At 65.3% G+C, this 11,888-nt stretch carries 12 protein-coding genes; 8 read left to right on the top strand and 4 right to left on the bottom strand.

Translation table 11 applies throughout. From position 1 onward, the window contains the following. Positions 1-165: 165 nt before the first annotated feature. Positions 166-726 (bottom strand): CHAP domain-containing protein, encoded by a 561-nt coding sequence (locus ACP7A3_RS02310; RefSeq protein WP_043059575.1) that lies wholly within the window; start codon positions 724-726, stop codon positions 166-168. A 562-nt stretch (positions 727-1,288) separates the two neighbouring features. Further along, positions 1,289-2,137 carry an AAA family ATPase gene (locus ACP7A3_RS02305; protein ID WP_017978595.1) on the bottom strand — a complete coding sequence of 283 codons (849 nt, stop codon included), beginning with the start codon at positions 2,135-2,137 and terminating at the stop codon, positions 1,289-1,291. 144 nt (positions 2,138-2,281) lie between these two features. Here ACP7A3_RS02305 and ACP7A3_RS02300 point away from each other — a divergent pair, with 144 nt between their 5' ends. Continuing rightward, a complete protein-coding gene (locus tag ACP7A3_RS02300; protein ID WP_426254821.1) occupies positions 2,282-2,650 on the top strand; it encodes a hypothetical protein in 369 nt (122 codons plus the stop codon). Positions 2,651-2,655: 5 nt separating this feature from the next. On the opposite strand, the gene ACP7A3_RS02295 is transcribed toward ACP7A3_RS02300, so the two are convergent. Continuing rightward, entirely contained in the window at positions 2,656-3,270 is a 615-nt protein-coding gene (locus tag ACP7A3_RS02295; protein ID WP_426254820.1) for a DUF6975 family protein, read from the bottom strand. A gap of 228 nt (positions 3,271-3,498) precedes the next feature. On the opposite strand from ACP7A3_RS02295, the gene ACP7A3_RS02290 reads away from it, so the two are divergent. From ACP7A3_RS02290 to ACP7A3_RS02270, 5 genes are all read left to right on the top strand, one after another. Continuing rightward, a complete protein-coding gene (locus ACP7A3_RS02290) occupies positions 3,499-5,745 on the top strand; it encodes a DPP IV N-terminal domain-containing protein (protein WP_426254957.1) in 2,247 nt (748 codons plus the stop codon). 201 nt (positions 5,746-5,946) lie between these two features. Continuing rightward, on the top strand, positions 5,947-6,663 hold the full coding sequence (locus ACP7A3_RS02285; RefSeq protein WP_426254819.1) for an MgtC/SapB family protein: 717 nt from the start codon (positions 5,947-5,949) through the stop codon (positions 6,661-6,663). 62 nt (positions 6,664-6,725) lie between these two features. Next, complete coding sequence (locus tag ACP7A3_RS02280) at positions 6,726-7,754, top strand: aspartate-semialdehyde dehydrogenase (protein WP_020486479.1); 1,029 nt, start codon at positions 6,726-6,728, stop codon at positions 7,752-7,754. Positions 7,755-7,786: 32 nt separating this feature from the next. Further along, entirely contained in the window at positions 7,787-8,032 is a 246-nt protein-coding gene (locus ACP7A3_RS02275) for a FitA-like ribbon-helix-helix domain-containing protein (RefSeq protein ID WP_426254818.1), read from the top strand. After that, the gene (locus tag ACP7A3_RS02270; RefSeq protein WP_426254817.1) at positions 8,029-8,436 is read left to right on the top strand and encodes a type II toxin-antitoxin system VapC family toxin; all 408 of its coding nucleotides are present in this window, start codon (positions 8,029-8,031) and stop codon (positions 8,434-8,436) included. Before ACP7A3_RS02275 ends, ACP7A3_RS02270 begins: the two co-directional genes overlap by 4 nt. Before the next feature lie 14 nt (positions 8,437-8,450). On the opposite strand, the gene ACP7A3_RS02265 is transcribed toward ACP7A3_RS02270, so the two are convergent. Beyond that, positions 8,451-8,708, bottom strand: a complete 258-nt coding sequence (locus ACP7A3_RS02265) for a hypothetical protein (RefSeq protein ID WP_426257127.1) — start codon at positions 8,706-8,708, stop codon at positions 8,451-8,453. A 325-nt stretch (positions 8,709-9,033) separates the two neighbouring features. On the opposite strand from ACP7A3_RS02265, the gene ACP7A3_RS02260 reads away from it, so the two are divergent. Further along, positions 9,034-9,795 carry an alpha/beta fold hydrolase gene (locus ACP7A3_RS02260; RefSeq protein ID WP_426254815.1) on the top strand — a complete coding sequence of 254 codons (762 nt, stop codon included), beginning with the start codon at positions 9,034-9,036 and terminating at the stop codon, positions 9,793-9,795. A 77-nt stretch (positions 9,796-9,872) separates the two neighbouring features. Continuing rightward, the gene (locus tag ACP7A3_RS02255) at positions 9,873-11,705 is read left to right on the top strand and encodes a M2 family metallopeptidase (protein ID WP_426254814.1); all 1,833 of its coding nucleotides are present in this window, start codon (positions 9,873-9,875) and stop codon (positions 11,703-11,705) included. Positions 11,706-11,888: the final 183 nt, after the last annotated feature.

The raw sequence follows: 11,888 nt of genomic DNA, 5'->3' as shown, positions 1-11,888 counted from the left end.
CGAAGTGGACGGTACGTACCGTCCCGAATGCGGCGGCGTGCAGGGGCGTCGGCAGGGCGGGGAACAGCGTCGGGGCGAACGGATCGGTCATGGCCTGCCACCGACGCTAGGAGCATTCGGCCGTGTAGGACAGCCCCTTTTTGAAGATCGGGTTTCGGCCGGGGGTCAGCGTGCGGCGTAGGCGTCGATCAGCGCGCCGACGTAATCCGGGTTGCGGGTAGTGATCTGCGGCGAGGGGCGGCCGCCGTAGATGAAGCCCTTCACCGGATAGATGCTGCTGCCCAGCCCCTCGGAATCGCGGAACCAGACCTTCACCTCGCTCCAGTCGTTGTCGGGCGACACGTCGTAGAGGGTGACGTCGCGTTCGGCATGGCCGCGTTCGCCGTTGAAGCGCGACCAATTGGCGTGGGTGAGCATCAGCACGCGGCGTTCGACGACCCGGCTGACGACGGCGACATGGCCGAGCGGCAGGCGGCCGCTCTTGGCGAAGACGATGACCGAGCCGACGCGGGGATCGTGGCCGCGATCGTAATGGCCGTCTGCCTTCGACCACCAGGTCCAGGCGTCGCCGTAGATCTGGATGCCCGATGCCTCGCGCGCGAAGGGGACGCACTGGCCGACGTAATCGAGCAGATTGCCGCCCGCTGCGTTTGCCGGGGCGGCAAGCTGCGTTGCCGCTCCGATTGCCGCGGCGATCATGCCGCACTTGCGAAGAATGCCCTGCATCCGATGAGTTTTAGGGAAGGGGCGGTGACCGTTTGGTTGGGATTCGTGGTTAAGAAACGGTAATGCGGCAAAATATTGCCGGTCGTTTCGTTGCTGAAATGAGTGATTTTGTTCCGGTTGGGTGGTGATTTTTTTGTGGCTGGGGCCGGCATGCCGGTGGGTCTCAGGTACGCGTGGTGCAACCTAGCCGTCACCCCGGACTTGATCCGGGGTCCCGCTTTCCGCCGCCGCGAAAGAAGAAGCGGGATCCCGGCTCAAGGCCGGGATGACGATGGAGGTGGGGTGAGGGGCGGTGGGGGATTGCTGCTGTTATGTTTTGGGTGCAGCCGTTTGTGGTCTGCGTGGGGGGATCGGTTTGTTTGGAGAGAGGGCATTGCTGACCTCCCCCTCCGTCACCGCTGCGCGGTGCCACCTCCCCCTGGCGGGGGAGGACTTTGCCGGATCGGGCGCTGGGCACGGTGCCCTTTTCCGTCATTCCGGCCTTGAGCCGGGATCCCGCTTCTTGTTTCGCCGCGGCGGCAAGCGGGACCCCGGATCACGTCCGGGGTGACGGTGGGGGCGCTTAACGGCCCTGGCGCTTCGCCATGAAGGCCAAGCGTTCGAACAGCATGATGTCCTGTTCGTTCTTCAGCAGCGCGCCGTGGAGCGGGGGGATCGCCTTGGTGGGGTCGCGGTTCTGGAGGACGTCGAGCGGCATGTCTTCGTGGAGCAGCAGCTTCAGCCAGTCGAGCAGTTCGCTGGTGCTGGGCTTCTTCTTGAGGCCGGGGACTTCGCGGACGTCGTAGAAGATGTCCATCGCCTTGCTGACCAGGATCTTCTGGATGCCGGGGAAGTGGACGTCGACGATCGCCTGCATCGTGTCGCGATCGGGGAATTTGATATAGTGGAAGAAGCAGCGGCGCAGGAAGGCGTCGGGCAGCTCCTTTTCGTTGTTGCTGGTGATGACGACGATAGGGCGTTCGGTGGCGCGCACGGTTTCCTTCGTCTCGTAGACATGGAATTCCATGCGATCGAGTTCCTGCAACAGGTCGTTCGGAAATTCGATATCGGCCTTGTCGATCTCGTCGATCAGCAGGACGGGCGGCGTGGGCCGGGTGAAGGCCTCCCACAATTTGCCGCGGCGGATGTAATTGGCGATGTCGTGGACGCGTTCGTCGCCCAGCTGGCCGTCGCGGAGGCGGGCGACGGCGTCATATTCGTATAGGCCTTGCTGCGCCTTGGTGGTCGATTTGACGTTCCATTCGATCAACTCGGCACCGGTCGCCTTGGCGATCTCATGCGCGAGCACCGTCTTGCCGGTGCCGGGTTCGCCCTTCACCAGCAGCGGACGGCGCAGCGTGACCGCGGCGTTGACCGCGACCTTCAGGTCGTCGGTCGCGACGTAATTCTGCGTGCCTTCGAAGCGCTTCATGGCCGGATCCCGGATATTGAATATCGGGTACGTCGTTGCCGGATCGCGGGGCGGAGCGCAAGCGGGGGTGGTGGGGTGTGCGCGCAACCGATTGCTGTCCCTACCGGCCTGATCCATGATCGACGAGGTGTCAGGGGAGACAATATGATGATCGCGTTTCGTGCGCTGCTGATCGCTGCCTGGACTGCGCTGGCGATCTATACGGGGCTTGTGATCGCCAGGCATGGCATGGATCTGCTCCCGATCTTTTTCGGGGATATCGCACGCATGACGTGGTCCGGCCAGTTCAATGCAGACTTCTCATGCTTCCTGTTGTTGTCCGCACTGTGGACCGCTTGGCGTCATCACTTCACCCCCGTCGGCCTCGGTCTCGCGATCTTGGCGTTCTTCGGCGGCGCCGGATTTCTGCTGCCGTATCTTCTGCTACTCAGCATCCAGACGCGAGGTGACATGACGGCCCTGCTGACGGGCGGTCGTCACGCGGCAACGGGTGGCCGCGGCACAGTCCAATAGTCGCCTTATCCCTCCCGCGCGCTGGCCCTTGCCTCCAGCAGGTCCCAGATCGCTCGGTGTTGCGCGAACAATTGCTGGGCGCCGAAGCCGATGGCGCGTTCGGTCGCGGGGGTGCCGCCGAGGGCGTCGATGCTGGCGCCCGTTTCCAGATGCGGCGGGAAGGCGCGAGGGGCTGGCTCCACGCCGAAGCGGAGCGCGGCGGCGTCGAGCAGGCGGCGGATCATGCCCCAGTCATGGACCAGCGCGGCGACCGCGCCGGTCGCGCAGCCGCGGCGTTCGGAGGCGCCAAGCGTTTCGAGCGTGTGGCGGCTGGTGGTGAGCGCGGTCTCGCTATCCGCCTGGCCGGGGGTGGAGGGCAGCGGGCCGGCGGCAGCGGCGAGATGGGCGATATAGGCGCGCTCGACGGCAAAGGCGTCGGCGATCCGATCGAGCCAGTCGCAGGCGTCGGGCTGCGCGGACTGGCTGCGCGCGGCGGCGGCGAGGCCGGGGTGGACGCCATGGACTGCACAGAGCGCATGCACGGCATCGGATACGTCCCGCGCCGAGGCGCGTGGCGAGACGAGGCGGGCGAAATGCGGATGCGCCGCGCTGCCGTCGACGGCCCCCAATCGGGCAACCATGTCCCATGCGCTTGGCGACCAGGCCGTCTGTACGGTGTTCAACATATCACTCCGGGACATTTACTGATGCCGACCGCCGATCCGGTGCGACACGCCACCCTTGTCGCCCCGTACCTATACCGAACCACGTAAAGACACGGTTGATGCGCCGGTAACCCTGCCGCAATCCCGCTTTACGTCGGCGGATCGTGCCCTAAGAACGGCGATACGTTGGAGTTGGAGTAGGTGATGCGGACATGGTGGTTGGGGCTGGCGCTGGCATCGGTGGGCGCGATGGCGATAGGCGCTGAGGCGGGCGCGCAGACGGTTGCGGCGCCGCAAGCGGATACGCTGACGCTGGCGCGCGTCTTTGGCAGCCCCGATTTGTCGGGATCGCAGCCGCGCGGCGTACGGCTGTCGCCGGACGGCACGCTGCTCACCTTCCTGCGCCCGCGCGCCGACGAAAAGGAGCGCACCGATCTGTGGGCGCGCGACACGCGCACCGGTGCGGAGCGGATGCTGGTCGACAGCAAGAAGGTGGGCACCGGCGCCGAATTGACCGAGGCGGAAAAGATGCAGCGCGAGCGCGCGCGCATCGGCGGGTCGAAGGGCATCGTCGCCTATGACTTCGCGCCCGATGGCCGGTCGATCCTGGTGCCGCTGGATGGCGATCTGTACCTCGCGACGCTGGACGGCAAGGTCCGCCGGCTGACCGCGACGCCGGGTGGTGAGCTTAACCCGATCATCTCGCCAAAGGGCAATTACGTCAGCTTCGTGCGCGACCAGAATCTGTTCGCGCAGCCGCTGAGCGGGGGCGAGGCGCGCGCGCTGACCACCGGTGGCGGTGGCACGGTGCATTTCGGCGAGGCGGAATTCGTCGCGCAGGAGGAAATGGATCGACGCACCGGCTATTGGTGGTCGCCGGACGAACGTTATGTGGCGGTCGAGCGGTTCGACGAGGCGCCGGTGCGCGTCTTCACCCGTGCGTCGATCGGTGCGGCGGGGACCAAGACCTATGAACAGCGCTATCCCGCGGCGGGGACGCCCAACGTGCTGGTCGACCTGTATGTGATGCGGCCGGACGGGTCGGGGCAGGTGAAGGTCGATCTGGGCAGCGACCCGGACATCTATCTGGCGCGCGTCGACTGGACGCCTGACGGCAAGACGCTGCTGGTGCAGCGCGAGAGCCGCGACCAGAAGACGCTCGACATGCTCGCCGTCGATCCCACGACGGGCAAGGCGAAGGTGTTATTCACCGAGAAGTCGGGCGCGCGGAGCTGGATCAACCTCAGCGACGATTATCGCGTGCTGAAGGACGGCAGCCTGATCTGGCGGTCGGAGCGGGACGGCTATGGCCATTTGTACCTGCGCAGCCCGGCGGGCAAGTGGACGCAGCTGACCAAGGGGCCGTGGGTCGTGACGGGCCTGGTCGGCGTGGACGAGGCGAAGGGGCGCATTTATCTGACCGGCACGAAGGACGATGTGCTCGAGCAGCACCTCTACGCGGTCGATATCGCGCGGCCGGAGGTGCTGACGCGGCTGACCGAGCGGGGGTGGACCAACAGCGCGTCGATGGACGGCGCGGCCAGCCGCTTCATCATCTCGCGTTCCAATGCGGGGCAGCCGACGCAGGTCTATCTGGCGGATGCGACCGGCAAGCGGCTGGAGTGGATCAACGAGAATGCGATCCGGCCGGGGCATCCCTATTACCCCTATCTCGCCAGCCATCAGCCGACCAAGTTCGGGACGATCAAGGCCAAGGACGGCAGCACGCTGTACTGGGAGATGATCACGCCGCCGCTGGTGCCGGGGAAGACATATCCGGTGTTCTTCGAACATTATGGCGGTCCGGGCACCGGGCAGCAGGTGACGCGCGGCTGGCAGGGGGCGCTGCCGCAATATCTGGTCAGCCAGGGCTGGGTCTATTTCAAGATCGACAATCGCGGCTCGTACAACCGCGGCAAGGCGTTCGAGGACCAGATCTATCACGCGATGGGCACGGTAGAGGTCGAGGACCAGCTGGCCGGCGCCAATTACTTGAAGTCGCTGCCGTTCGTGGATGGTAACAAGATCGCGACCTATGGCTGGTCCTATGGCGGATACATGTCGCTGAAGATGCTGGAGAAGACGCCGGGCGTCTATGCGGCGGCGGTGTCGGGCGCGCCGGTGACCGACTGGCAGTTGTACGACACACATTATACCGAACGCTATCTGGGCGATCCGGCCAAGGACCCCAAGAGCTATGCGACGTCGCAGGCGGTCGAGGATTCGCCAAAGATCAAGGACCCGCTGCTGCTGATCCACGGCATGGCGGACGACAACGTCTTCCTCGACAATTCGACCAAGGTTGCGGCGAAGATGCAGGCGACGGCGACGCCGTTCGAGATGATGTTCTACCCGGGCTACACGCACCGGGTGGGCGGGCCGATGGTGAGCCAGCATCTGTGGGGGGCGATCCTCGATTTCCTCGATCGGAATGTGAAGAACAAGAAGTAAGGCCGCCAATTCCTCCCTCGCTTCAGCGGGGGAGGGGGACCGCCCGGCGGAGCCGGGTGGTGGAGGGGGCGGTGCCGCAAACGGTGAGGTCGGCCGTATCCTCCCCCTCCGTCACCGCTGCGCGGCGCCACCTCCCCCTGGCAGGGGAGGAATGTGAGAGAGCCGTGATTTCGTCATGCGGTGCCGCTAAGGCGCCACCCCATGCACTTCGTCGCCGCCTTCCACCTCTGGCCGTTTCTCGACACGGTCGTCAGCTATCTCACCGCCTTCGTGCTCGGCACAGCGATCGGGGCGGAGCGGCAGTATCGGCAGCGGACCGCGGGGCTGCGGACCAATGCGCTCGTCGCGATCGGGGCGGCGGCGTTCGTCGATCTGGGTCAGCGGCTGGGTGGCGACGTCGAGTCGATCCGGGTGATCGCTTATGTCGTGTCGGGGATCGGCTTCCTCGGTGCGGGCGTGATCATGAAGGAGGGGATGAACGTCCGCGGGCTCAACACCGCGGCGACGCTCTGGTGTTCCGCGGCGGTGGGATCGATCGCCGGATCGGACATGATCGCCGAGGCCGCGCTGCTGACCGGCGTGGTGCTGTTCGCCAACACTGCGCTGCGGCCGCTGGTCGATGCGATCAACCGGATCCCGATCGCCGGCGGCACGGTGGAGGCGACGTATAGCGTGACGATCACCGTGCCGGTCGCTGCGGCGGGACCGATGGGCGATGTGCTGGTCGGGCATCTCGAGGAGGCGGGATTGCCCGTCGCCGACCTCGACACGCAGGTGCGCGACGACGAGCATGTCGCGCTGGTCGCGACGCTGGTGGGCAGCGGCGTGGTGGATGCGGAGCTCGACGCATTGGTCGAGCATCTGGGCCGCGTGCATGGGATCGACCACGCGACATGGCAGCTGAGCACGCACGATTAGGAAAGTCGGTGGACGTTTCCGCGCAACCGTATTAGGCGGCGCACACTGAATTGGAGGACGTGATGGGTTATCGGGTGGTGGTCGCGGGCGCGACGGGCAATGTCGGGCGCGAGATGGTCAACATCCTCGCCGAACGCGACTTCCCCGCGGACGAGATCGCGGTGCTGGCGTCGAGCCGCAGCCAAGGCGACGAGATCGAGTATGGTGACACCGGTCGCATGCTCAAGGTCCAGAATATCGAATATTTCGATCCCACCGGCTGGGACATGGCGCTGTTCGCGATCGGCAGCGAGGCGACCAAGGTCTATGCGCCCAAGTTCGCCGCCGCTGGCTGCACCGTGATCGACAATTCGTCGCTGTACCGGATGGACCCGGACGTGCCGCTGATCGTGCCGGAAGTGAATGCCGATGCGATCGACGGCTATCGCGCCAAGAACATCATCGCCAACCCCAATTGCTCGACCGCGCAGATGGTCGTCGCGCTGAAGCCGCTGCATGACGCGGCGAAGATCACGCGCGTCGTCGTTGCGACCTACCAGTCGGTGTCGGGTGCGGGCAAGGTCGGCATGGACGAATTGTTCGAACAGAGCCGCAACATCTTCGTCGGCGATCCGGCCGAACCCAAGAAGTTCACCAAGCAGATCGCGTTCAATGTGATCCCGCACATCGACAGCTTCCTGGACGACGGATCGACCAAGGAAGAGTGGAAGATGGTGGTCGAGACGAAGAAGATCCTCGATCCCAAGATCAAGGTGACCGCGACCTGCGTGCGCGTGCCCGTGTTCGTCGGCCATTCCGAGGCGCTGAACATCGAGTTCGAAAACGAGATTTCCGCCGAGGACGCCAAGCGTATCCTGCGGGAGGCGCCGGGCATCATGCTGATCGACAAGCATGAGGACGGTGGGTACGCCACGCCGATCGAGGCGGCGGGCGACGACGCGACCTATGTCAGCCGGGTGCGCGAGGACCCGACGGTGGAGAACGGGCTGGCGCTGTGGTGCGTCAGCGACAATCTGCGCAAGGGTGCGGCACTGAACGCGGTGCAGATCGCCGAACTGCTGGGCCGGCGGCACCTGCAGAAGGGCGGTTGAGCGGCTGATAGCGGAGTGATAGCATCTGTCCCATGGGACAGGTGCTGATCCGCAATCTCGACGACGCGCTGATCGCCGACTTCCGGCGCGTCGCCAAGGCCAATGGCCGATCTTTGGAAGCCGAGTTGCGCGAAGCGCTCGCACAGGCTCGGCCTAAGGTGCGGTTGGATGGCGATGCACTCCGAACGCTGGTCCACAGTCTGTGGGCGATGACTCCACCCGAGACGGCAGCGGTCGATAGCACCCCGTATATTCGCGAGGCCCGGGACGCGGGATGATCGTTCTCGACGCGAGCGTCGCGATCAAGTTGGTTACGCGCGAACCGGGTGCAGAGGCCGTATTGATCCGGGTAGTCGGGGAGGTGGAGCGGATCGCACCCGACTGGTTCCACGTGGAAGTAGCGAACGCGCTGGCCAAAAAAGTGCGGAATGATGGCCTGTCCGAAGCCGCAGCGGCGGCGGGTCTGACCGCTGCGCCCGACCTGCTGACCGATACGGTCGCTACGCTATCGTTACTCGACGAGGCCTTCGCATTGTCTATGCAGTCAGGTCATGCGGTGTATGACTGCCTGTACCTTGTGCTGGCTGTCAGAACTGATGCGATCGTCTTGACGGCCGATGCCGGCATGGCCCGGGCGGCAAAACGAGTGGGATTAGCCGGGTACGTTGAACTGATCGGTTGACGTCGATCCCCCCCTCACACCCGCCGGTGTTTGCCGCCGTAATGCTGGCCGACATATTGCCCGATGCGGGCCATTTCGGTGGCGGCGGCGCGGGTGGCTTCGGTGCAGCAGGGCAGGGGATCGCGTTCGGCCTGGGCGGCGCGCATCGCGACGCGTTCAGTGAGTTCCTCGATATCGGCACGGCTGAGCACGTTCTTTTCGCGCAACAGGCACAACAGGCTTTGCAGGATCACGAGGCTCTCGTCGCCCGTGCCAGTCCGATGCAGGTCCATCATCGCTCTCCTTGCTTCTTTTGAAGGGAGAGTATGCCCTTTTTTGGAGGTTGGGAAGGGGCAGGCGGAGGTTTGGGGATGGGCTTTGTGTTGGGTGTGGATCGGGGTTCGTGACGCCGAATTGAGATAGCCTCGTTCCGTCACCCCGGACTTGATCCGGGGTCCCGCTATTCCCCGCCCGCCCTAAAGCGGGACCCCGGATCAAGTCCGGGGTGACGGTTGGGGTGGGGGTTCGCTGCCACACCGCCGTTGGACGATCGGTGCTGGACAGGCGGACGATCACGACCCACGTGGGGTGGCGCTCGCAACCGATGGATGACGACCCTTGGCCCTTTCCCCCACCGATCCGCAGTATTTCGCCAGCTTCGATGGCACCCGCATCGCCTATCGCGAGCTGGGCGAGGGGCGGCCTGTCGTCTTGATCCACGGCTATTTCTCCACGGCGGAGGTCAATTGGATCAAATACGGCCATGCCGCCGCGATTGCGGCCAAGGGCTTTCGCGTCATCATGCCGGATCTGCGCGGCCATGGGGCGTCGGACAAGCCGCATGACCTTGCCGCCTATCCGGCGGATGCGCTGATGCGCGACGGGATGGCGCTGATCGCGCATCTGGGGCTGACCGATTACGACCTCGGCGGTTATTCGTTGGGGGGGCGGACGACGATGCGGATGCTCGCCAACGGGGCGAGGCCGCGCCGCGCGGTCATTGCGGGCATGGGGCTGACCGGCATCGTCAGCACGGCGGGGCGCGGTGGCTACTTCCGGCACGTGCTGACCAACCTCGGCAGTTTTGAGCGCGGGTCGGGCGAATGGATGACCGAGGCGTTCCTGAAGACGACCGGGGGCGATCCGGTCGCGTTGCTCAACGTGCTCGAGACATTCGTCGATACGCCGATCGAGGCGGTCGAGGCGATCGACGTGCCGACGCTGATCGTCGCGGGGATCGACGACGACGACAATGGATCGGGTGCGGCGCTGGCCGACGTGCTGCCGCAGGCGATCTTCCGCGAGATTCCCGGCAATCACATGAGCGCGGTCACCAAGCCGGAGCTGGGCCAAACGATGGCCGACTTCCTGAGCGCCTGACCGCAGGCGCTTGACCAAAAGGGGCGCCCCCGCGCATCGTGTCGGCAACGACAAGAAGTCAGTAGGGGATTGTTTTCATGCGTCTCGTTTCCACCGCCGCGCTTGCAGCGGCGCTGTTTGCCGCGCCCGTCGCGGCGCAGACCGCGCCGGCTGGCCAGGCCGCGCCGGCGAAGCCGACCGCGGCCGAGGCCGACGCCTATGTCGCCGCGGTCGAGAAGGAAGCCGCCGATCTGTCGGTGCCCGCGCAGCAGACCGCCTGGGTCAACGCGACCTATATTACCGACGATACCGATGCACTGGCGGCGAAATCGGGCGCGGAGCTGACCGAAAAGGCGGTGCAATGGGCCAAGGGCGCGGCGCGCTTCAACGGCGTGACCGGCCTGTCCTATGACACCAAGCGCAAGCTCGACCTGCTGAAGAACGGCGTCGGCCTGCCTGCGCCGACGACGCCCGGCGCGGCGACGGAGCTCGCGACGCTGACGACGCGCATGTCGTCGCGCTACGGCAAGGGCAAGGGCACGCTGGACGGCAAGCCGATCAACGGATCGGACATCGAGGCAGCGATGGGGACGACGCGCGATCCCGCCAAGCTGAAGGAGATGTGGGTCAGCTGGAACGACAATGTCGGCGCGCCGATGCGGGCTGATTACACGCGGATGACCGCGATCTCGAACGCGGGCGCGAAGGAGCTGGGCTTCGCGGACGTCGGCGCGATGTGGCGGTCCGGCTATGACATGACGCCGCAGCAGTTCGAGGCGCTGACCGACCAGATCTGGAAGGAGGTGGAGCCGCTCTATTTGTCGCTGCACACCTATGTGCGCTGGAAGTTGAACGAGAAATATGGCGATGCCGTGCAGCCCAAGACCGGGCCGATCCGCAGCGACCTGCTCGGCAATATGTGGGCGCAGGAATGGGGCAATATCTACGATCTCGTCGCGCCCAAGGGGGCGGGCGACCTGGGCTATGACACCGGCGATCTGCTGAAGGCCAAGGGCTATGACCCGGTTCGCATGGTGAAACAGGGCGAGGCCTTTTACTCGTCGATCGGCTTCGCGCCGTTGCCCGAGACGTTCTGGCAGCGTTCGCAGATCGTGAAGCCGGCCGATCGCGAGGTGATCTGCCATGCGTCGGCATGGGATATCGACAATATGGACGATATCCGCATCAAGATGTGTACCAAAGTGAACGGCGACGATTTCGTCACGATCCACCATGAGCTGGGCCACAATTACTACCAGCGGGCGTATAAGAACCAGCCGTATCTGTACAAGAACGGCGCCAACGACGGCTTCCACGAGGCGATCGGCGATACGGTCGCGCTGTCGATCACGCCAGATTATCTGGTGAAGATCGGGCTGTTGCAGCCGGCGCAGGTGCCCGCCGCGGACAAGGACATCGGCCTGCTGCTGCGCCAGGCGATGGACAAGGTGGCGTTCCTGCCGTTCGGCCTGCTGGTCGACAAATGGCGCTGGGACGTCTTTTCGGGCAAGATCGCGCCGGGCCAGTACCAGCAGGGCTGGGACGCGCTGCGCCTGAAATATCAGGGGATCGTGCCGCCGGTGGCGCGCGACGAGACCAAGTTCGACGCGGGCGCCAAGTATCACATTCCGGGGACGGTGCCCTATGCGCGCTATTTCCTGGCGCGGGTGCTGCAGTTCCAATTCTACAAAGCGGCCTGCGAGCAGGCAGGCTGGAAGGGGCCGCTGCACCGCTGCTCGTTCTACGGCAACAAGGCGGTCGGCGAGAAGCTGAATGCGATGCTGAGCATGGGCCAGTCGAAGCCGTGGCCGGATGCGCTGCAGGTGATGACCGGCACGCGGCAGATGTCGGGCAAGGCGCTGGTCGAGTATTTCGCGCCGCTGAAGACGTGGCTGGACCAGCAGAACAAGGGCAAGCCGCAGGGCTGGTGATGGGGTGGGGTGTTCGGGGCGATTGCCCCGAATGCCGCGTCACCCCGGACTTGGTCCGGGGTCTATGCCGCGTTGAGGGGGCGGCTTGAGCCTTTTGCCCACCCCGTGCGGCCCGGTGGACCCCGGACCAAGTCCGGGGTGACGGAGTGGGTGGGCTGAGCGGAGCGCGTCGCCCACCCCCTT

The organism is Sphingomonas sp. DC5200-1, from assembly GCF_049897245.1.
Lineage (GTDB): Bacteria > Pseudomonadota > Alphaproteobacteria > Sphingomonadales > Sphingomonadaceae > Sphingomonas > Sphingomonas aquatilis.
Note: the sequence above shows the minus strand (reverse complement) of the source record. Positions and strands in the feature narration are given on the sequence as shown.

What these genes read in the sequence shown, in the direction of transcription:
- ACP7A3_RS02310 (WP_043059575.1), bottom strand. Translation starts at nt 726, where the DNA reads ATGCAGGGCATTCTTCGCAAGTGCGGCATGATCGCCGCGGCAATCGGA.
- ACP7A3_RS02305 (WP_017978595.1), bottom strand. Translation starts at nt 2,137, where the DNA reads ATGAAGCGCTTCGAAGGCACGCAGAATTACGTCGCGACCGACGACCTG.
- ACP7A3_RS02300 (WP_426254821.1), top strand. Translation starts at nt 2,282, where the DNA reads ATGATGATCGCGTTTCGTGCGCTGCTGATCGCTGCCTGGACTGCGCTG.
- ACP7A3_RS02295 (WP_426254820.1), bottom strand. Translation starts at nt 3,270, where the DNA reads ATGGTTGCCCGATTGGGGGCCGTCGACGGCAGCGCGGCGCATCCGCAT.
- ACP7A3_RS02290 (WP_426254957.1), top strand. Translation starts at nt 3,499, where the DNA reads ATGCGGACATGGTGGTTGGGGCTGGCGCTGGCATCGGTGGGCGCGATG.
- ACP7A3_RS02285 (WP_426254819.1), top strand. Translation starts at nt 5,947, where the DNA reads ATGCACTTCGTCGCCGCCTTCCACCTCTGGCCGTTTCTCGACACGGTC.
- ACP7A3_RS02280 (WP_020486479.1), top strand. Translation starts at nt 6,726, where the DNA reads ATGGGTTATCGGGTGGTGGTCGCGGGCGCGACGGGCAATGTCGGGCGC.
- ACP7A3_RS02275 (WP_426254818.1), top strand. Translation starts at nt 7,787, where the DNA reads ATGGGACAGGTGCTGATCCGCAATCTCGACGACGCGCTGATCGCCGAC.
- ACP7A3_RS02270 (WP_426254817.1), top strand. Translation starts at nt 8,029, where the DNA reads ATGATCGTTCTCGACGCGAGCGTCGCGATCAAGTTGGTTACGCGCGAA.
- ACP7A3_RS02265 (WP_426257127.1), bottom strand. Translation starts at nt 8,708, where the DNA reads ATGGACCTGCATCGGACTGGCACGGGCGACGAGAGCCTCGTGATCCTG.
- ACP7A3_RS02255 (WP_426254814.1), top strand. Translation starts at nt 9,873, where the DNA reads ATGCGTCTCGTTTCCACCGCCGCGCTTGCAGCGGCGCTGTTTGCCGCG.